This is a genomic window from Pseudomonas sp. Irchel s3h9 (assembly GCF_900187475.1).
Taxonomy (GTDB): domain Bacteria; phylum Pseudomonadota; class Gammaproteobacteria; order Pseudomonadales; family Pseudomonadaceae; genus Aquipseudomonas; species Aquipseudomonas neuropathica.
In genome coordinates this window covers 186,494-201,943 of sequence record NZ_FYDH01000008.1, presented here as the reverse complement: position 1 = coordinate 201,943, position 15,450 = coordinate 186,494, and the positions used below count along the sequence as shown (strand labels likewise).

The following is a 15,450-nucleotide window of genomic DNA, read 5'->3' as shown; positions in this document are numbered from 1 at the left end:
AGTATGAACGAAGAAGATTTTGAGATGATCGAACCTGGCGTTCTCAAATATAAAAAAAATGAGAAAGGGCCAAGTGAGACAATATATAAAGGCACCAAATATTTCAGGTTCATGGATTACTTCTATACTCATACTGAGCAGCTCGACGAGCTGAAGCCAATAGAAGTCAGCAACCTATGCCGCGCTCGCGCCCAATTCCCTGAGTTGATAAGCCCCGCGAATGGTAAAGTCCGTTCTTTATTTGAATCGCTGGCTATTAAAATTGCTCCTTCCAGCCTTCTAGAAATCGGCGCAGGCAAAAACCCCGTATTTAAAGTCAATGCTGCGCCGGGAATGCATTACGTCCTTTCGGATGCAGATGAGATAGTAGTCAAATCCCATTCTAGCAACGATCTTGACTGCTATATTTTCTCTGACACTGCATGCACTCTTCCTTATGAAGAAGGCTATTTCGAAATGGTGATTGCCGTATTTGTACTGCACTTTCCATTTTACAAAGTTCAACTAACCGAACTTAGCAGAACCTTAAAATCAACAGGAGTCATTGTTGCAAACGTATATCGGCGCAGCATCGCTGCCAGAGACAAGCTCGCTTCAGACATTCAAGATTGCGGTTTTAAGATACTCAGAATCCATGACGCAAGTGGTTTATGTCTAAATCACGAGTATTGGATACTTGGCAAAAGCGATGCGCAGATGGAGTCCTGCGCAAACACTTTAAAACAACTTCTAGGCCTTACTTAGGAGTCAGAGCCCCACTTTTTCAGAGTCTGATCAATCCTTTGTTTTAGACTCTCAAAATCTCTTTCATTTATAATCACCTCATCCGCTCTTGACACAAGCTCAGGAACATCTAGTTCACTTCTCGACAGTACTAAACCATCAAACGCTTCACGAGAAATACCCACATCTTTAAATTCTGTCCGGTCTCTGAGCGTTCTATCAAAACGCACATTCGGATCTGCCGTGACAGCCAAAAGTTTGAAACTCGGTACTTCAGAGAACCGCTTTATCTCCTCTGGATAGCGAATACCATCGACCACTATACGCCCCAAGTGAAGGTTATCGAGACGGTACTTAGCGATAATATCGTTCCCCAAAACTTTGAAGATCGAGTTACCCAACCTTCCCAAGTTTTCTCGATTAGAAGGTATTCCCATACCGTCTAATATTTCCCTAAGCACGTCAGAGTTGGAAGCGGCGACATACCCGTACTTCTCAACCAAATATTTTGTAACCGTTGTTTTACCGGCTCTAATGGGCCCTACTAAGCCAATTATTTGAGGAAGCTCGGCGGCCATATCAACACCATCATCGAATAAACATAAACAGTAGAAAGGAAAACCATCATCACCGCTGCCTTAGTTGAAGGCGGATGGTCACGCTTAGTATTTTTCCGGGTATCTTCGCCTGGGAAAAGCTTGATCGCGAAGTATTCGAGTTGTTTGCCCAATGCGAAAAACAAAAGAAGAGCAATTAGCGATATATCGCCCCATAGTGCTTCGTATGGTGTACCGGCAGATGGCGCGGCTCGGCTAACCATCCAAGCGGCGAAAACACAGAGCAATGAGATAGAGCAGTATGTCAAAAGCCCTTGAATGAAAGAGTAAAACCTTTCGCGAATAAGAACAGGATGGGGAGTACGTGGACTATAGATAACATCTACAATCACGTCCCAGACAAAGAAGACGGAAAATACCCACATCATCTGGAGTGCTTCGGGACGAGCAGACGCCACTCCAACATATGTAGAAATTTGCTTATCTTTCATATACTCCGTAAAATTTTGTTCCATTGTTTTGGCAATAGCAAAATACAGGACAACAAGAAATACTTCGATTAATAAGAGTACAAACTCCTTTGAAAAAATATGTGCAATTTCAGTCTTATGGCCAGCAGCTTGAGACTTAGACCACATAACCCAGCTCATGGATACCATAAGCAACGCCAGAAAAGAGTGCGTAAGCGATGCAAAAAGCAGCCCATTGCCGGAAAGTAAATTCTCCCACATCTTCGATGGACTAGATGCCATATCCCAACCACCGGTGATTACAAACAATAGCTCAGCTATTTGCTGAGCTATTGTCGCTGCGACCAGGGCAAACAACATTGCAATAAATGTTCGCCTAAGTTCATTCTGACTTGTACCATTATTTACGTTTGCATTACCGCTTTGAGCCGAGTTGCTCATAGACATTCCTTTGAATTATCTTGAAATAGACAAATAGCTTTGGCTGGCTAATGTAACGTGCCGCCACACAGTGTTTCCATCGAAACTCATGCATCCAATACGACCCCGATGGTAGGCAATGCTTCTCTAACACTACCGGATACCGATCTTCTTTGCGAACGCGATCAGCCCGCAGGCACCGTATTCACTGGTTGCCGGTCACGCACGGTGCTTGCCCTACCATTCTGGTTATGCCTTCTAAAATAATCCGCCAGAGGATACCGGATCCCAATTCATGATCACCAGTTCTTGACTGATCTCAGTTATCCCTTGCCGCTGATTGGTGCTGCTGTAGCGGATGCCCAGTGTCTCGAAGTGGAAGTCTTCGAAAACACGGCGGATGTCCGGGTGGTCATTGATGCTGACCATCACTTTGCCCTTGCAGCGACGCATGAAGTCAGCCATACGTTCGTAGTTCTCGAACGGGAAGTCGACTCCATAACCAGCGGTCTGCCAGTAAGGCGGATCCATGTAATGAAACGTGTGGGCACGGTCGTAGCGTTCAGCGCATTCAAGCCAGGGAAGATTTTCGACGTAGGTGCCGGACAGGCGCTGCCACGCTGCCGAGAGGTTTTCCTCGATGCGTAGCAGGTTGATGGCCGGTGCGGTGGTCGCCGTGCCGAATGTCTGACCGGAGACCTTGCCGGCAAAGGCGTGGTGCTGCAGGTAGAAGAATCGGGCTGCGCGCTGGATGTCGGTGAGGGTTTCAGGGCGGGTCATCTTCTGCCATTCGAACACCTGTCGCGAACTGAGCGCCCATTTGAACTGGCGCACGAACTCTTCGAGGTGGTTCTGCACGACGCGGTAAAGCGTGACCAAGTCGCCGTTGATGTCATTGAGGACTTCGACCGGTGATGGCTGGGGCTTCATGAAGTACAGCGCGGCACCGCCGGCAAAGACTTCGACGTAGCATTCGTGTGGCGGAAAAAGCGGAATGAGGCGATCGGCCAGGCGGCGTTTGCCGCCCATCCAAGGGATGATGGGTGTAGACATTGAAAGCAAGACCTTTACTGTATGGATAAACAGGTGCTAGGCTCGCCGCGCTTTGTGCACGGAGCAAGAGCCTCGGCTGGACTTGCAGGGACAATCTGCAGGTGCGGCGGTCGTTCCGGATGTTGACGCATCCGACTCGGCCGCTCTTTTTCAAATTCTCGAACTCAGCCAAGCGGCTGGTTCGGTATCAAATAATTGACGATGTGTAATGCTCTGCTTAGCTATAGGGTGCCCGGCTTAATGGAAGCCATAACCCGTCGGATCAAAACGACTAAATGGAGTAGCGACATGCCTGACGATCTCAGCAAAACCGGAAAATCAGACCGAGATAAGATCAACGTCAACCAGGCGCACGAACTACGCGACTGGTCAGAAAAACTCGGCGTGACTCCGCAACAGCTCAAAGACGCCGTGGCGAAAGTCGGCGTGCAGGCAGATGATGTGAAAAAACATTTCAAAAAGTAAGCGCAGGAACGCCCCGTTTGAGGGGCGTTTTTCATTGCCGCCCTCCCGTACTGATGCTTCGAGAAACCTCTCTTATGTAAGCCTGACAGGCCGCGAGGGCGATCAGCCCTCGGTCGCCGTCGTCGGTGATGCCGATAATTCGTTGAGCATGCGCCGGGTCAAGTTCGGCTCTTGTGGGGCCATGAACCACGCCGCCGGTGGCGGTGGTGGCTGACACCGATCCGTTGCCGGTATCGGCGGTGGCTTTGAGTAGGACTGACAGGCGCAGATCAGCAGTGGCAAGGCGGTCGCGCAGGCGACCTTGATCACGTTGGGCATCGCTCAAGGCTCGGTAATGGGTTTTTTCGCTGGATGCCAGGCGCTGCTCGAGCGCGAGGCGTTTGTCCTGTTCCGCACGCTGTTGCGCGGCCGTGGCCAGATTCAGTTGGTTGAGGGTTTCGGTGTGCAGCCGGGACTGCTCGCTGAGGCGACTACCGTAGCGCCAGTCCTGCACCTGCCAAGTGATTGCTGCGGATGTGCCGGCCAGGGCGATCAGTAGCACCGGTTTGACCATCAGCCGGTAAGGCGCTGGCATTAAGTCGCCGAATCGCATAACACCGCCCTCGCCCGCTCCCACAATTCGAGCCGATCCTGCAGGCCATTTAAACCGCCGTTGATTCTGCGGGTGATCGCGTTGAATTCGTTTTGATCCGCAAGCGTGTTTAACCCATTCACCGACCAGAACCACGCGGCTGACTCAGCAGCCCATTGCGGCAGCTCCAGCAGCTCCGGAGTGCGTAGCAACCGCTCATCGGCGAACAGCGCTAGGCTGCAGCGCAGGTAGTTGTCATGGCCGGTGACCTGAATCAGTCCGCGACCGCGATAGCGCTGGCCATCGCCATCCGCCGCCGGGGTGTTGCCCAGTTTTGCGGCCAACGTACCCGTGTCGTATTTGCTCAGGTATTGATCGCCGCCCAGCTCGCGCACGTACTGCAGTTGACCAGACTCGTGACCGACTTGAGCCAAGAATGCGGCTTGGCGTTTCGGTGTGTTGATCTGTCGATGCGCCATAGCTGCGTTGAGGGCGGAAACAAAAACGCCCGCTTGGCGGCGGGCGTTGGGCATGATGGTTTGAATCTGCTGCGTCGTTATCTGCATAAATGCTCCAAATGAAAAAGCCCGCTTTACGCGGGCTTCTCAGTTAATTGACCTTTCGATCAAAGGGTACATTTCGAGGTGGTAGGGTGGCGCATCATTTCATGCGCGCATTCTAAGTCAGCATTCCTCTTCTCAACGAATGGCGGCAACGCTGCTGCTGCAAATGCGAGCATCGGCACGAAATACAACGTTAGGTACAGTCTTCCAAGCATCACAAGCTACCTTTCTGGTGGGTTTCAGAGACGCTAACGAAAAGCCAAACTCCATGCCATCGAACACGATGTAATTACTCGAAGTGGGTTCAACTTCCATACGAGCAGGGACGCTTCGCTACTGCTTGAGCTGAACGACCTTCAGATCCTTCACCGCTTTTTTCTTCTTGCCTTTGGCCTTCGCCTTGCCTTTTTTGCCACCGTTGCACTCGACCGTCGTGCTCCAGCCGGACTGTACGAACACTTGTTCCACCGAGTCGACCAGGTATTCGCCATCAAGGCCGACTTTGAAACCTTGGGCATTGATCGACCGCTCGGCGAACAGATCGGTGCGCCCTGGCATTTCCAGTCGAACACCGGCCGTGGACCGGTTGAAGGCAGCCAGCCGCGCCTTGGCCGCTTCTTCAGCTGCAGACTTGTTCGGGTAGATGTGGCGGTCGGTATGCACAGGCGGCAAGCCGTCCGGTGATTCGTCGTTGTCGAGAGTGACGACCGCGAGCTTTCCGGTTTTCTTGTCTTGGTGCTTGGTCGATACCGCTTTGTGCGTGTTGCGATCTCCGAGGCGAAACTGGAAGCGACTTACGTCGCGCCGCTGGATCAATACAACGCCAAAGCTCTTGCCCGAGGCGCTCTGCCCGGCTTGGCGCGGCAACACCAGCAGCTTGCCGTCGGCGACCTTGGCCGTGCAGTCGTACTGCTTAGCCAGGCGGGTGATGAAATTGAAATCCGATTCGCTGAGTTGATCCGCGCGAGGCACTTTGGTTTGCATCGGACACACCGGTTGCCATCCATTGCGTGCGGCGACGTCGGCTACGATCTGCGACAGTGGAACGTTCTCCCAGCTGCCACTGCGGGTGGTCTTGCCGCTGCCACGCATGTCACTGGCTTTTCCGGTGATCACCAGCGTATCCGGTGGACCGGACAGCTCAATCTCGTCGACGACATAACGGCCGATGCGGGTCAGCGACGTTTCGACGTAACCAAGGAAGATCTCGATGCTGGCTCCGCGTGGAGGCAGCACCACCGCGCCGTCGCGGTCATCGATGCGCAGCTCGAACTCATCGGACTCCATGCCAGGCTTGTCAGTTGTTTTCAGCTGCAGCAGTCGGTCATTGATCAGTGCCGTGATGTCGGCGCCATCTGCCACGACGCGAAAGGCTGGGGTCATTTGCTCCGTCCATAAAAAAGCCCGCACTAGGCGGGCTGAGTTGATTGCATGCTGCAAGCGATAGGTATCGCCGGTCAGTCGATTTTGATGAGGACGAGACTGTCTTCTCGCACAGCCATACAGCTACCGCACACCGGGCAAGCAAAGACATCTGCCTTGGGGTCTACAGGAAGCGTTTTAGTGCAGGCCGGGCAGTTGCCCTGAAGGAAGGTTTCCCGGAATCCAAAGGTTTTATAGAGGATTGCCAATACCAATCCCAAGGCCAGCAGCCAGCCCAATACGGGAATGAAGCACAGGAGAATGGCACCGATGGTGCCGAAAATTATCCAGTTCAATCGGTAATTGAATTCCCCCCAAAGGCTCCGTTTTACTTTCCTTAACGCTGTTGATCTTTCCATAAGGGGTCTCTCGTACCTTCCAAAAAAGGGAAAGTCTATCGAGGCTTGAAATCTACGGCAAACTGCCACCACTGAAGGTAAGCACGCTTCAGCCCCACAACATCACGTCGCCATTGCTGGGTGCCGGCAGATCCGGCAGCTCAATCACGATGCCGGCGCGGTAAGGTTGAGGCTCATCGGCCAGCCCCTGATTGGCATCAAGCACCGCCTCGACAGTGCCTTCCAGATGCCCATAGGCGTGATAACACAGGGTATCGAGCAGATCTCCGTCAGACGTTCTGCATGTCATCGCCATAACGCGCGAACTCCAAAGTAAATGCCTGCTTGCGTGGGATCCCACCCTGCAGCAGCGCGCTCTGTTCTTCTTCAACGTTCTTCAGGCACCAGGTGCCCAGCACGTCACCATAACCGGTGGTGAGTGTCAGCGGTTTCAGCTGGGAACCGAGACTGCGCAGGGTATCCAGTTGTTTGAGGCCTCCTTTGAAGCCCGGGAAGATCGCTCCTTTCAAAGTGATTTTTTCCTCCCCGATGCCCACCGCTTGTTGCGCCGGCCGGCGGGTCAGGCGTTCCTGCGACGCCCAGCGGAACTCCGTCGAGCGCCGCAGCTCATCAAAGGCTGCTGTGTCCAGATTGAAGTAGTACGGCTGTGCGTTGGGATCGAGCGGCTGCACGATCAGCAAGTGCGGGAACGGCTGGACCGCTTCCGGTAACGGCGTAGCGTCGCCGGCCAGCGAACCGGTCGGCACGATGTTGGCCAGTGACGGACTGACCTTGCCGGCGATCTTGTTGATCGCGGTGGAGGCACGTGCCGCCTGCTCCTTGAGTTCACCCATGCGTTCATCGATCTGTGACACGGCGCGAGTGGCCTTGTTGTAGGTGGCCACGACCTGACCGACCTTGGCTTGAGCCGCATTGACGCTGCGCATCACGCGCTGCAGCTTGGCCCCAACCGCTGGCCCCACGATGGGGATGATCGACATCCGCGCCTACAAGGCCGACGAAGACATGCAGCGACAGCAGGACGACACCAACGAGTAACAACCAAAAACCGAATGGCTGCCACCACCAGCCAATGACATCACCAGGAGCACACCACATGACTGCAATTCAGATCTGCGCGCTCATCGCCCTGATCGCCTTCGCCGCCCTCCTCGTCTGGGCCAGTTACAAAATGGGCCACACCGACGGCAAGACACTTGGCAATAAAGAAGGCGACGAGATCCAACGCGCTGAAAGCGCCAAGACCATCTGCGAACTGAAAGCGTCTCTCAACTTCAATAAGGCTGATCACATTCATTTGGTGCAGTTCAGCAGCCGCCTCCAGAAAGTGTCGGCATCCGGCGAAATAGAACGTCATTTGCTATTGAATATCGCTGAGAAACTCCGGATTGCCGCGGAGATCTACAACGCGTTCCGTACCGGCAAAAAGCTGGAGCGCGACACTCGCGCATTGCGTGATCAAGTGCTCGCCATGGCCGTTCTGCTAGGACCAACAACGCAGGGGAGCCCAGCATGAGCGAGATCCTAACCTTCACCAGCAAATGGTTCGACCTACATGAGCCTGACGCAGATCTGATCGACCCGCGAGACATCACCCACTCGCTGGCCAATCTGTGTCGTTTCAACGGCCACACCCGCGAGTTCTATAGCGTGGCGCAACATAGCTGTCTGGTCGCAGATCTCGTACCCGAGCAGGACAAACTAGCCGCGCTCCTTCACGACGCGACTGAAGCCTACGTCGGCGATATGGTGAGCCCCCTGAAGCAATGGATGCACGCATATCAGGATGTAGAGAATTGGATATGGGAACGCATATGCACCCGATTCAACCTCGCATCTGATCTTCCGGCCTCCGTCCGCCATGCCGACTTGATTGCTCTAGCTACCGAGCGTCGCGACCTCATGCCACCCAATCCGGCCACCTGGGATTGCCTGATCGGTATAGAGCCCACGACAGAAACCATCCGCCCATGGTCACCTACCGAAGCCAGGCTTACGTACCACCAGCGCTTGATGGATCAACTCTCTATCGAACTTCGCAGGAAAGCGACATGACTCATTCTCAGACCGGCAACCAGTCCCAAACCGCGTTGCTCCGCAGTACCAGCGGGATCGACACGCCTCTAAAAAACAGTCTTTGCTGCGTTGCAGCAGGCATTACTGCTCCTTCCTGCAGTGCAGCCGAGGTGCCTACCCCCCACAAAAAGCTGCGCGAGGCAGCCGCACCCGATGCAACGCGAAACGCTCATAGCCGCCCGCCCGCGCAGCCTGTTGTAGGGTATACGCAAGCTAACTTCAACCCCAAAAGTCCCTCACAGGCGGCCGTCAACGAGGTGCTGATCGACGAGCGCACCGAGTTCGAAAATGAGTTCCCCGTGCCCGAAGGCCTGCAGTACTGCGCACAGCGCGAGACGTACATCACCGCACACGGTGCGAAGACATCCGATTCGTTCGCTCGTGAGCATTACGCTTACCGGGCGGGCTTCGCTGCTTGGAAACGCAGAGCGTGGAAGCATGCAGCACTCGTAGGTCAGCAACAGGAGACCGAGGTATGAGCGCCGCAGAGAAAATTGATTTTCAAATAACACCAGGCGCTTGGTTCCGCCAAGACCTGCTTTATCCAGTGTTCGGACTCAGCACGGAAGCTGTCCGCAAGTATCGTTCTCGCGGGCTTTGGCTGGAGGGCAAGCACTACCGAACCGACCCCGCCAATGTGCTGGTTTACAACAAGCAAGCAATTGAAAAGTGGATGGCAGGTCAACCATGAGTGACAAGATGCCCACAGGTGTCGAGATGAACGGCAAACAGCTGCGCATCTGGTTCATCTTCAATGGCCAGCGATGCCGGGAACCACTTGAGGGGATCTCGAAGGTTAACAAAGCTGCGATTGCCTATGCCGACAACAAACGCCGCACAATCCTCGCAGAGATTAAAGAGGGCCGCTTTGACTATGCGGCCCACTTCCCTAACTCTCCCAGGGCAGCAATGTTCACCGGAACTGGCGGACCATCTCTGAAGCGCACGGTGAAGGAAGGTATCGACCGATGGCTGGAGGTTCAGCGCGCACTCAAAGCATCAAGTACCGTTGTTAATTACGTTAGCAAGGCCAAGCACGTCGAAAACAAATTTGGCAAACGCAGAATCGTGGACATCAGCAAGAGCGATATAGAGCTGTTTCAAGCACAACTGCTGAAGCAAGGCCTATCCCCAAAGACAGTAAACGACATCTTCACCGTCGTCCGAGGCGTCTGGGCTGACGCCTTCGGCGACGGCATCTTGAAAGCCAACCCACTGGACCGAATCAGCAACGTCGGCTCAGATGTCGACCTCGAGCATGCTGACCCTTTCAGTCGCACGGAGATTGATTTGATCGGCAAAACGGATCCGGCGCGACGACCTGATACTAGGATGATTGAGTTCAACTGCTGGGCTGGACTATCGCTATCCGAACTCATTGCACTCGCTGTTGAGGACATCGATCTTCTGGCCGGCCTGGTGCATGTCCGACGCGCGTTGGTGGTGGGCGAGTTCAAAGTCCCGAAAGAACGCTCCAGGGTAAGGGTCGTCGAGTTAATAGACCCAGCAATTGAACTGATGCGAGAGATCGTTGCAGCAGCCAAAGACGCGGTTTCGGAAGAGATCACCATCATCCAGCGTGACAACATCACATCGAAGCGGATGAAAGTAAGATTCCTTTTTCGCAGCTCGACTAGTGGTTTGCTTTGGAGCGGTAAGACACTGAGCAATTGGTTCACCGCGCATTTGAAAAAAGCCGATGTGCGTCACCGAGGCGCAAACCAATGCCGCCACACATTTGCCAGCCAAATGCTCTCAAGCTATGTGCCTGTCGAATGGGTCGCCAGACAGCTCGGACATGCCGACACAACAATGGTGCGAAAGCATTATGGTAGATGGATACCAAAAGACACCAAAAGCATGGCGGGCATTGTTTCAAAAATGCTTGGGTTTAGGGTTGATGAGTGAGATTTTGAAAAACAATAACTTGCATATTTTTATCAATCATCCGCCTCGAAATTTTGGTACTCCATCCATGTCAATGCCGCCTCAAAAAACTCAGTGACTCTCAACAAAAGTGCCCCCATATAGAGCTCCATTTGTTTTCGATGTGCAAAATACGCAGTCACATCTTGAATGTTCGATGTGATCTGAGTCGCGTAGTCCCCATTTGCATCCACAGGCTGCGCGCCGTACTCATCGGCAAGCAGCCTGATCTTATCCGTCAGCACAAACCAGTTCAGAGCATGCTGCGGGGATAACCCCACAGCAAGGCTGAGAGCATGTTGAAAATCCGGGTACCGAGAGTGTCCAGTCTGCAGTGCAAACTTGAGTCGAACGAAATCAGATCCTTCTTTAAGACTATCAAGAGTAGATTTCAGCTTCGAACGCTTGAGGATCATTGGATCGAGTGAGTTCAGAGATCGCTCATGAGCAAACATGCTTGCCTTATCGTATGCCTCGACTACAGACGCGATCAGCAAATTCAAAACCCGCAAGGTTTCAACCTTTTTGCGGTGACTCGGCAACAGCTCAATGATCACATAAAACACATATGCAGATATGAGTCCGACGAGCAGATCGCTGGTGACGTTCATAGTTGCGTCTGCGCAGAGAAAAGCGGCAATAGCTCCACCTTCCAAAATTTGCCACAAAGGCAACCTTGTGTTTACTAGGCAAAGTAACGCGAACACCGTCACTACAGCTGCCAATAACCAACGCTCTCGTGCTTCCTGCCAAACCCACATACCTAATCCCTCGATACGCCGCAAAGTATCGCGTGCGCCCTCGCCATTAGTGTAAGCACCAACCACTGGCCGTAGCCAACACTGGCCCAGAGCGTCCTCACGATGTCATTTTTTGCCCTAAAAATGCCCTAAACAAAATTCCAAAAACGAAAAAGCCCCCGGAATCATCAATGATTACGGGGGCTTCGTCTTGTTCAATAATGGCGGAGAGATAGGGATTCGAACCCTAGGTACCGGTGAAGGTACAACGGATTTCGAATCCGTCCCATTCGGCCACTCTGGCATCTCTCCAACGGCGCGCATCATAACAACACTTTTACCGAAAGCAAACCCTCTTTCGAAATTTTCTTCGTGCTATCAGATGCTTGCGTCGATTAAAGCGGTACACCCAGACGATTGGCGACTTCTTCGTAGGCTTCGATAACGTCACCGAGGCCCTGACGGAAGCGGTCTTTGTCCATCTTCTTCTTGGTGTCCTTGTCCCACAGACGGCAGCCGTCCGGGCTGAACTCGTCACCGAGGACGATGGAGCCGTCGCTGAACACGCCGAACTCAAGCTTGAAGTCGACCAGCAGCAGGCCAGCGTCGTCGAACAGCTTGGTCAGGACTTCGTTGACCTTGAGCGACAGTTCTTTCATGCGCACCAGTTGCTCGGCGGTGCCCCAACCGAATGCCACGACGTGGGATTCGTTGATGAACGGGTCGCCCTTGGCGTCGTCCTTCAGGAACAGTTCGAAGGTGTAAGGATTGAGCTTCAGGCCCTCTTCGACGCCCAGACGCTTGACCAGACTACCGGCAGCGTAGTTACGCACGACGCACTCGACCGGGATCATGTCGAGTTTCTTCACCAGGACTTCATTGTCGGCCAGCAGTTTGTCGAATTGGGTCGGTACGCCGGCCGCTTCGAGTTTCTGCATGATGAAGGCATTGAACTTGTTGTTGACCATGCCTTTGCGGTCGAGCTGCTCGATACGCTTGCCGTCGAACGCCGAGGTGTCGTTGCGAAACAGCAGGATCAAGCGGTCAGCGTCGTCGGTCTTGTAAACCGATTTGGCTTTGCCGCGGTAGAGTTCTTCACGTTTTTCCATGATGGGCTCCGCTTGCTAAGTAGGTGGGCTAGGCGATGTGGCGCCAGTCGAGCCCTGAATCTTGATCGGCCAGTTGCAGCCAGTCCGGGTCGCACCCGAGGGTGTCGACAAAACATTGCCGGGCCAACTGCGGCAGGTTGTTCTTGCTGCTCAGATGGGCCAGGACCAGGTGTTGCAAGCCCTGCCAGCCCAACTCGGACACCAGGAATGCCGCCTGATGGTTGTTCAAATGTCCCAGCTCGCCGCCCACCCGCTGCTTGAGAAAGTACGGGTAATGACCACGGGCCAGCATATCGCGACAGTGGTTGGACTCGATCATCAACGCATCGAGGTCCCGATAACCATCCAGCACCCGCTCGCAGTAGGAACCCAGGTCGGTCAGCAGGCCGAAGCGCCGCTGCTGGTGATCACTGAAGACGTACTGGGTCGGTTCCTGCGCATCATGGGCCACGGCAATGACCCCGATGCTCAGTGCACCGATCTGCAGTTGCTCGCCGCCGGCCAGAAAGCCTGCGGGTTCAATCGGTTTGCGCATCCCGCGCAGTGTGCCGCGACTGAGGTAGACCGGTAGATTGTAGCGCCGAGACAGTAAACCCACGCCATGCACGTGGTCGGCATGTTCGTGGGTTACGAGTATCGCGCTCAGTTGCGCCGGGGTCACACCCAGGCGCAACAGGCGTTTTTCGGTTTCCCGCAGGGAAAAACCACAATCCACCAGCACATACGTATCAGCACTGGCGATCAGCGTGCCGTTCCCTTGGCTACCGCTGCCGAGAACGGCAAAACGCATGGTTGATCAGCCCAGGTTGTCCTGAATCACGCTCAACACTTTGCGTGCCACTTCAGCCGGCGCGACGGTGTTGATGTTTTTCTCGACGGTCACCTGAATGTTCTCGCCAACCTTGCTCAGGCGAACCTGATAACGCTCGGCACGGGCTTCAACTTCTTCCTTGCTCGGCGCACTGCCGAACAGGCTGCTGAAGAAACCAGGCTTGTCGTCTTTCTTCTCGGCTTTTTCGGCCAGGTTGATGTAGTACAGGCCCAGGCTACGGTTGATGTCTTCAACGCGCCATTCGCCTTGTTCCAGTGCACGGCCAACGCTCGACCAGGCACGGTCCAGATCGTTACCGACGTTCAACACCGGGTTGCCGCTGCCATCTTCGCTGAGGCTGACACGGCTTGGCGTATCGAAATCACGCGAGGCCAGCATCGACACCGAACCGCCCTTCTCGGAGATCCGGCTCATGCTCGCGAGCATGTCGTCGACCAGCGCTGCGTCCAGGCCAGTGTTGACCGAACGGTTGGTGAAGGCCACATCGGCCGTGCTGCCGGCTGGACGCTCGGCGCTGACCACGTAGATTTCACTGGTGTTGCGCTGCACGCCCGGCTCGATCCGCACACGCACGCGGGTTTCGCTGTCGCTGGCGATGCCGGCTGCGCTCAGGCGCTTGGCCATGGCCGCGGACAGTTCGTCGGAATGCTGCCAGGTGGTGGTGAACTCGCCGGTCTGCGGGCGCTGTTCATCCAGACGGAAACCGTTGTCCTGGAAGAACTGCACCGCCACTGGCCAGACTTCGGCCGGTGGGTGCTGGGCCACGACCCAGCGGGAGTCACCGCTCTTCTGCAGCGAGTAATCGCTGGCATCGGCAACGGCCGACAGCGGCTGAGGACGCGGCACAATGTATTCGCCCTTCTCGGTGTCATCAGCAACGTTACGCGGGATCGGCAACAGCGGATCCAGACGCTTGGAAGTGCTGACTTCCGGTGGCAGTTGCATTGGTGCAGTCTGTTGCGCTTGCAGGTAATCGCTACCACGGTCGCGGAAATAACCTTCCGGCCCCCAGACCCATCCGCAGCCGCTGGTGCTGGAGATAATCAAGGCAAGTGCGGAAAGTCCGGCCATTCGCTTCATGCGTTGTACTTCCTCAATTAAACCAGGACGCTGCACTGGCGCAGGGCCAAGCGGAGCGTTTCGTGACAAGGTGTGCTCAGCCAGGTCAGTGGCAGGCGGATGCCTTGATGCATCAGGCCCATTTCCACCAAAGCCCACTTCACCGGAATCGGGTTGGCTTCGATGAACAGGTCTTTGTGCAGTGGCATCAGTTTTTCGTTGATCGCCCGTGCGGTGTCGGCGTCGCCCTTGAGCGCGGCCTCGCACAGATCGGCCATTTCGCGTGGCGCGACGTTGGCGGTTACAGAGATGTTGCCTTTGCCACCCAGCAGGATCAGCTCAACGGCGGTCGGATCATCGCCGGACAGCACGATGAAATCCTTGTTCACACCATCGATAATCGCTTTGGCGCGTTTCAGGTCGCCAGTGGCTTCCTTGATACCGATGATGTTCGGCACGGTGGACAGGCGAATCACGGTCTCGGCTTGCATGTCGCAAGACGTGCGGCCAGGAACGTTGTAGAGAATCTGCGGAATGTCGACCGCTTCAGCGATGTGCTTGAAGTGCTGGTACAGACCTTCCTGAGTCGGCTTGTTGTAGTACGGAACCACCAGCAGGCAGGCATCGGCCCCGGCTTCCTTGGCGTTGCGGGTCAGCTCGACAGCTTCGCGGGTCGAGTTGGCGCCAGTGCCGGCGATGACCGGAATGCGCCCGGCAACCTGTTTGACCACGGCTTTGATGACGGCGATGTGTTCTTCTACATCAAGGGTTGCCGACTCGCCGGTAGTACCGACCGCGACAATGGCATGGGTGCCGTTCTTGAGATGGAAGTCCACGAGTTTGCTGAGGCTGTCCCAGTCAAGACGCCCTTGTGCATCCATGGGAGTGACCAGTGCCACCATACTGCCCGCAATCATGAAACCGCTCCTGCCGGAAAAAGAGAGCGGTAATGGTACTGGCGCCAAGATGCTTGCACAAGCGAAGTACTGCGCTGCCGCCATTCCCCTTGGCGCCGCTTTTCGCTACCCTTCAGACTTTGATCGGTACTGATCAGCTTGTACGCCGGGTTCCAGCCTCCCTTTACGGCCTCCCAGACCCCGTTCCT

20 protein-coding genes, 1 tRNA gene and 1 pseudogene are annotated in these 15,450 nt (G+C 54.7%); 7 read left to right on the top strand and 15 right to left on the bottom strand.

The annotated features are described in order from the left end of the window. Positions 1 to 3 precede the first annotated feature (3 nt). The gene (locus CKW26_RS15450; RefSeq protein ID WP_095049237.1) at positions 4 to 744 is read left to right on the top strand and encodes a methyltransferase domain-containing protein; all 741 of its coding nucleotides are present in this window, start codon (positions 4 to 6) and stop codon (positions 742 to 744) included. On the opposite strand, the gene CKW26_RS15445 is transcribed toward CKW26_RS15450, so the two are convergent. The 3 genes from CKW26_RS15445 to CKW26_RS15435 all read right to left on the bottom strand — a co-directional run bounded on the left by CKW26_RS15445 (position 741) and on the right by CKW26_RS15435 (position 3,223). Next, positions 741 to 1,301 (bottom strand): AAA family ATPase, encoded by a 561-nt coding sequence (locus tag CKW26_RS15445; RefSeq protein WP_095049236.1) that lies wholly within the window; start codon positions 1,299 to 1,301, stop codon positions 741 to 743. The two genes, CKW26_RS15450 and CKW26_RS15445, sit on opposite strands and share 4 nt — an antisense overlap. Continuing rightward, positions 1,277 to 2,191 (bottom strand): hypothetical protein, encoded by a 915-nt coding sequence (locus CKW26_RS15440; protein WP_095049235.1) that lies wholly within the window; start codon positions 2,189 to 2,191, stop codon positions 1,277 to 1,279. Before CKW26_RS15440 ends, CKW26_RS15445 begins: the two co-directional genes overlap by 25 nt. A 237-nt stretch (positions 2,192 to 2,428) precedes the next feature. Next, positions 2,429 to 3,223, bottom strand: coding sequence for a DNA adenine methylase (locus tag CKW26_RS15435; RefSeq protein WP_095049234.1), 795 nt, complete (start codon positions 3,221 to 3,223; stop codon positions 2,429 to 2,431). Positions 3,224 to 3,511: 288 nt separating this feature from the next. Here CKW26_RS15435 and CKW26_RS15430 point away from each other — a divergent pair, with 288 nt between their 5' ends. Then, on the top strand, positions 3,512 to 3,688 hold the full coding sequence (locus CKW26_RS15430) for a DUF3606 domain-containing protein (protein ID WP_095049233.1): 177 nt from the start codon (positions 3,512 to 3,514) through the stop codon (positions 3,686 to 3,688). A 31-nt stretch (positions 3,689 to 3,719) separates the two neighbouring features. Here CKW26_RS15430 and CKW26_RS15425 read toward each other — a convergent pair whose 3' ends face one another. From CKW26_RS15425 to CKW26_RS15400, 6 genes and pseudogenes are all read right to left on the bottom strand, one after another. Next, a complete protein-coding gene (locus CKW26_RS15425; RefSeq protein ID WP_095049232.1) occupies positions 3,720 to 4,280 on the bottom strand; it encodes a lysis system i-spanin subunit Rz in 561 nt (186 codons plus the stop codon). Then, positions 4,262 to 4,825, bottom strand: a complete 564-nt coding sequence (locus CKW26_RS15420) for a glycoside hydrolase family 19 protein (RefSeq protein ID WP_095049231.1) — start codon at positions 4,823 to 4,825, stop codon at positions 4,262 to 4,264. Before CKW26_RS15420 ends, CKW26_RS15425 begins: the two co-directional genes overlap by 19 nt. Positions 4,826 to 5,155: 330 nt before the next feature. Next, positions 5,156 to 6,205, bottom strand: a complete 1,050-nt coding sequence (locus CKW26_RS15415; RefSeq protein WP_095049230.1) for a phage late control D family protein — start codon at positions 6,203 to 6,205, stop codon at positions 5,156 to 5,158. A 74-nt stretch (positions 6,206 to 6,279) separates the two neighbouring features. Further along, on the bottom strand, positions 6,280 to 6,603 hold the full coding sequence (locus tag CKW26_RS15410; protein ID WP_095049229.1) for a hypothetical protein: 324 nt from the start codon (positions 6,601 to 6,603) through the stop codon (positions 6,280 to 6,282). Between the two features lie 88 nt (positions 6,604 to 6,691). After that, the gene (locus CKW26_RS15405) at positions 6,692 to 6,898 is read right to left on the bottom strand and encodes a tail protein X (protein WP_095049228.1); all 207 of its coding nucleotides are present in this window, start codon (positions 6,896 to 6,898) and stop codon (positions 6,692 to 6,694) included. Continuing rightward, positions 6,873 to 7,574 (bottom strand): annotated as a pseudogene (locus CKW26_RS15400) (phage tail protein); the annotation flags it as partial. The pseudogene CKW26_RS15400 and the gene CKW26_RS15405, both read right to left, overlap by 26 nt. Before the next feature lie 125 nt (positions 7,575 to 7,699). Here CKW26_RS15400 and CKW26_RS15395 point away from each other — a divergent pair. The 5 genes from CKW26_RS15395 to CKW26_RS15375 are packed head-to-tail and all read left to right on the top strand — an operon-like array spanning position 7,700 to position 10,587. Then, positions 7,700 to 8,119, top strand: coding sequence for a hypothetical protein (locus CKW26_RS15395; RefSeq protein ID WP_095049226.1), 420 nt, complete (start codon positions 7,700 to 7,702; stop codon positions 8,117 to 8,119). Then, positions 8,116 to 8,658 (top strand): phosphohydrolase, encoded by a 543-nt coding sequence (locus CKW26_RS15390; RefSeq protein WP_095049225.1) that lies wholly within the window; start codon positions 8,116 to 8,118, stop codon positions 8,656 to 8,658. Before CKW26_RS15395 ends, CKW26_RS15390 begins: the two co-directional genes overlap by 4 nt. Next, complete coding sequence (locus tag CKW26_RS30065; RefSeq protein WP_177409257.1) at positions 8,655 to 9,158, top strand: hypothetical protein; 504 nt, start codon at positions 8,655 to 8,657, stop codon at positions 9,156 to 9,158. Before CKW26_RS15390 ends, CKW26_RS30065 begins: the two co-directional genes overlap by 4 nt. Next, complete coding sequence (gene xisR / locus CKW26_RS15380) at positions 9,155 to 9,370, top strand: excisionase family protein (protein ID WP_095049224.1); 216 nt, start codon at positions 9,155 to 9,157, stop codon at positions 9,368 to 9,370. Before CKW26_RS30065 ends, xisR begins: the two co-directional genes overlap by 4 nt. After that, a complete protein-coding gene (locus CKW26_RS15375; protein ID WP_095049223.1) occupies positions 9,367 to 10,587 on the top strand; it encodes an Arm DNA-binding domain-containing protein in 1,221 nt (406 codons plus the stop codon). Before xisR ends, CKW26_RS15375 begins: the two co-directional genes overlap by 4 nt. A gap of 32 nt (positions 10,588 to 10,619) precedes the next feature. On the opposite strand, the gene CKW26_RS15370 is transcribed toward CKW26_RS15375, so the two are convergent. The 6 genes from CKW26_RS15370 to dapA form a co-directional block, all read right to left on the bottom strand. Next, entirely contained in the window at positions 10,620 to 11,366 is a 747-nt protein-coding gene (locus CKW26_RS15370; protein ID WP_095049222.1) for a hypothetical protein, read from the bottom strand. A 201-nt stretch (positions 11,367 to 11,567) separates the two neighbouring features. After that, positions 11,568 to 11,657: transfer RNA gene (locus tag CKW26_RS15365), tRNA-Ser, on the bottom strand. A gap of 83 nt (positions 11,658 to 11,740) precedes the next feature. Continuing rightward, positions 11,741 to 12,454 carry a phosphoribosylaminoimidazolesuccinocarboxamide synthase gene (gene purC, locus CKW26_RS15360; RefSeq protein WP_007911389.1) on the bottom strand — a complete coding sequence of 238 codons (714 nt, stop codon included), beginning with the start codon at positions 12,452 to 12,454 and terminating at the stop codon, positions 11,741 to 11,743. Between the two features lie 28 nt (positions 12,455 to 12,482). Next, entirely contained in the window at positions 12,483 to 13,244 is a 762-nt protein-coding gene (locus CKW26_RS15355) for an MBL fold metallo-hydrolase (protein ID WP_095049221.1), read from the bottom strand. 6 nt (positions 13,245 to 13,250) lie between these two features. Beyond that, positions 13,251 to 14,366, bottom strand: a complete 1,116-nt coding sequence (gene bamC, locus CKW26_RS15350) for an outer membrane protein assembly factor BamC (RefSeq protein WP_093438304.1) — start codon at positions 14,364 to 14,366, stop codon at positions 13,251 to 13,253. A 17-nt stretch (positions 14,367 to 14,383) separates the two neighbouring features. After that, entirely contained in the window at positions 14,384 to 15,262 is an 879-nt protein-coding gene (gene dapA / locus CKW26_RS15345; protein ID WP_095049220.1) for a 4-hydroxy-tetrahydrodipicolinate synthase, read from the bottom strand. Positions 15,263 to 15,450: the final 188 nt, after the last annotated feature.

What these genes read in the sequence shown, in the direction of transcription:
- CKW26_RS15450 (WP_095049237.1), top strand. Translation starts at nt 4, where the DNA reads ATGAACGAAGAAGATTTTGAGATGATCGAACCTGGCGTTCTCAAATAT.
- CKW26_RS15445 (WP_095049236.1), bottom strand. Translation starts at nt 1,301, where the DNA reads ATGGCCGCCGAGCTTCCTCAAATAATTGGCTTAGTAGGGCCCATTAGA.
- CKW26_RS15440 (WP_095049235.1), bottom strand. Translation starts at nt 2,191, where the DNA reads ATGAGCAACTCGGCTCAAAGCGGTAATGCAAACGTAAATAATGGTACA.
- CKW26_RS15435 (WP_095049234.1), bottom strand. Translation starts at nt 3,223, where the DNA reads ATGTCTACACCCATCATCCCTTGGATGGGCGGCAAACGCCGCCTGGCC.
- CKW26_RS15430 (WP_095049233.1), top strand. Translation starts at nt 3,512, where the DNA reads ATGCCTGACGATCTCAGCAAAACCGGAAAATCAGACCGAGATAAGATC.
- CKW26_RS15425 (WP_095049232.1), bottom strand. Translation starts at nt 4,280, where the DNA reads ATGCGATTCGGCGACTTAATGCCAGCGCCTTACCGGCTGATGGTCAAA.
- CKW26_RS15420 (WP_095049231.1), bottom strand. Translation starts at nt 4,825, where the DNA reads ATGCAGATAACGACGCAGCAGATTCAAACCATCATGCCCAACGCCCGC.
- CKW26_RS15415 (WP_095049230.1), bottom strand. Translation starts at nt 6,205, where the DNA reads ATGACCCCAGCCTTTCGCGTCGTGGCAGATGGCGCCGACATCACGGCA.
- CKW26_RS15410 (WP_095049229.1), bottom strand. Translation starts at nt 6,603, where the DNA reads ATGGAAAGATCAACAGCGTTAAGGAAAGTAAAACGGAGCCTTTGGGGG.
- CKW26_RS15405 (WP_095049228.1), bottom strand. Translation starts at nt 6,898, where the DNA reads ATGGCGATGACATGCAGAACGTCTGACGGAGATCTGCTCGATACCCTG.
- CKW26_RS15395 (WP_095049226.1), top strand. Translation starts at nt 7,700, where the DNA reads ATGACTGCAATTCAGATCTGCGCGCTCATCGCCCTGATCGCCTTCGCC.
- CKW26_RS15390 (WP_095049225.1), top strand. Translation starts at nt 8,116, where the DNA reads ATGAGCGAGATCCTAACCTTCACCAGCAAATGGTTCGACCTACATGAG.
- CKW26_RS30065 (WP_177409257.1), top strand. Translation starts at nt 8,655, where the DNA reads ATGACTCATTCTCAGACCGGCAACCAGTCCCAAACCGCGTTGCTCCGC.
- xisR (WP_095049224.1), top strand. Translation starts at nt 9,155, where the DNA reads ATGAGCGCCGCAGAGAAAATTGATTTTCAAATAACACCAGGCGCTTGG.
- CKW26_RS15375 (WP_095049223.1), top strand. Translation starts at nt 9,367, where the DNA reads ATGAGTGACAAGATGCCCACAGGTGTCGAGATGAACGGCAAACAGCTG.
- CKW26_RS15370 (WP_095049222.1), bottom strand. Translation starts at nt 11,366, where the DNA reads ATGTGGGTTTGGCAGGAAGCACGAGAGCGTTGGTTATTGGCAGCTGTA.
- purC (WP_007911389.1), bottom strand. Translation starts at nt 12,454, where the DNA reads ATGGAAAAACGTGAAGAACTCTACCGCGGCAAAGCCAAATCGGTTTAC.
- CKW26_RS15355 (WP_095049221.1), bottom strand. Translation starts at nt 13,244, where the DNA reads ATGCGTTTTGCCGTTCTCGGCAGCGGTAGCCAAGGGAACGGCACGCTG.
- bamC (WP_093438304.1), bottom strand. Translation starts at nt 14,366, where the DNA reads ATGAAGCGAATGGCCGGACTTTCCGCACTTGCCTTGATTATCTCCAGC.
- dapA (WP_095049220.1), bottom strand. Translation starts at nt 15,262, where the DNA reads ATGATTGCGGGCAGTATGGTGGCACTGGTCACTCCCATGGATGCACAA.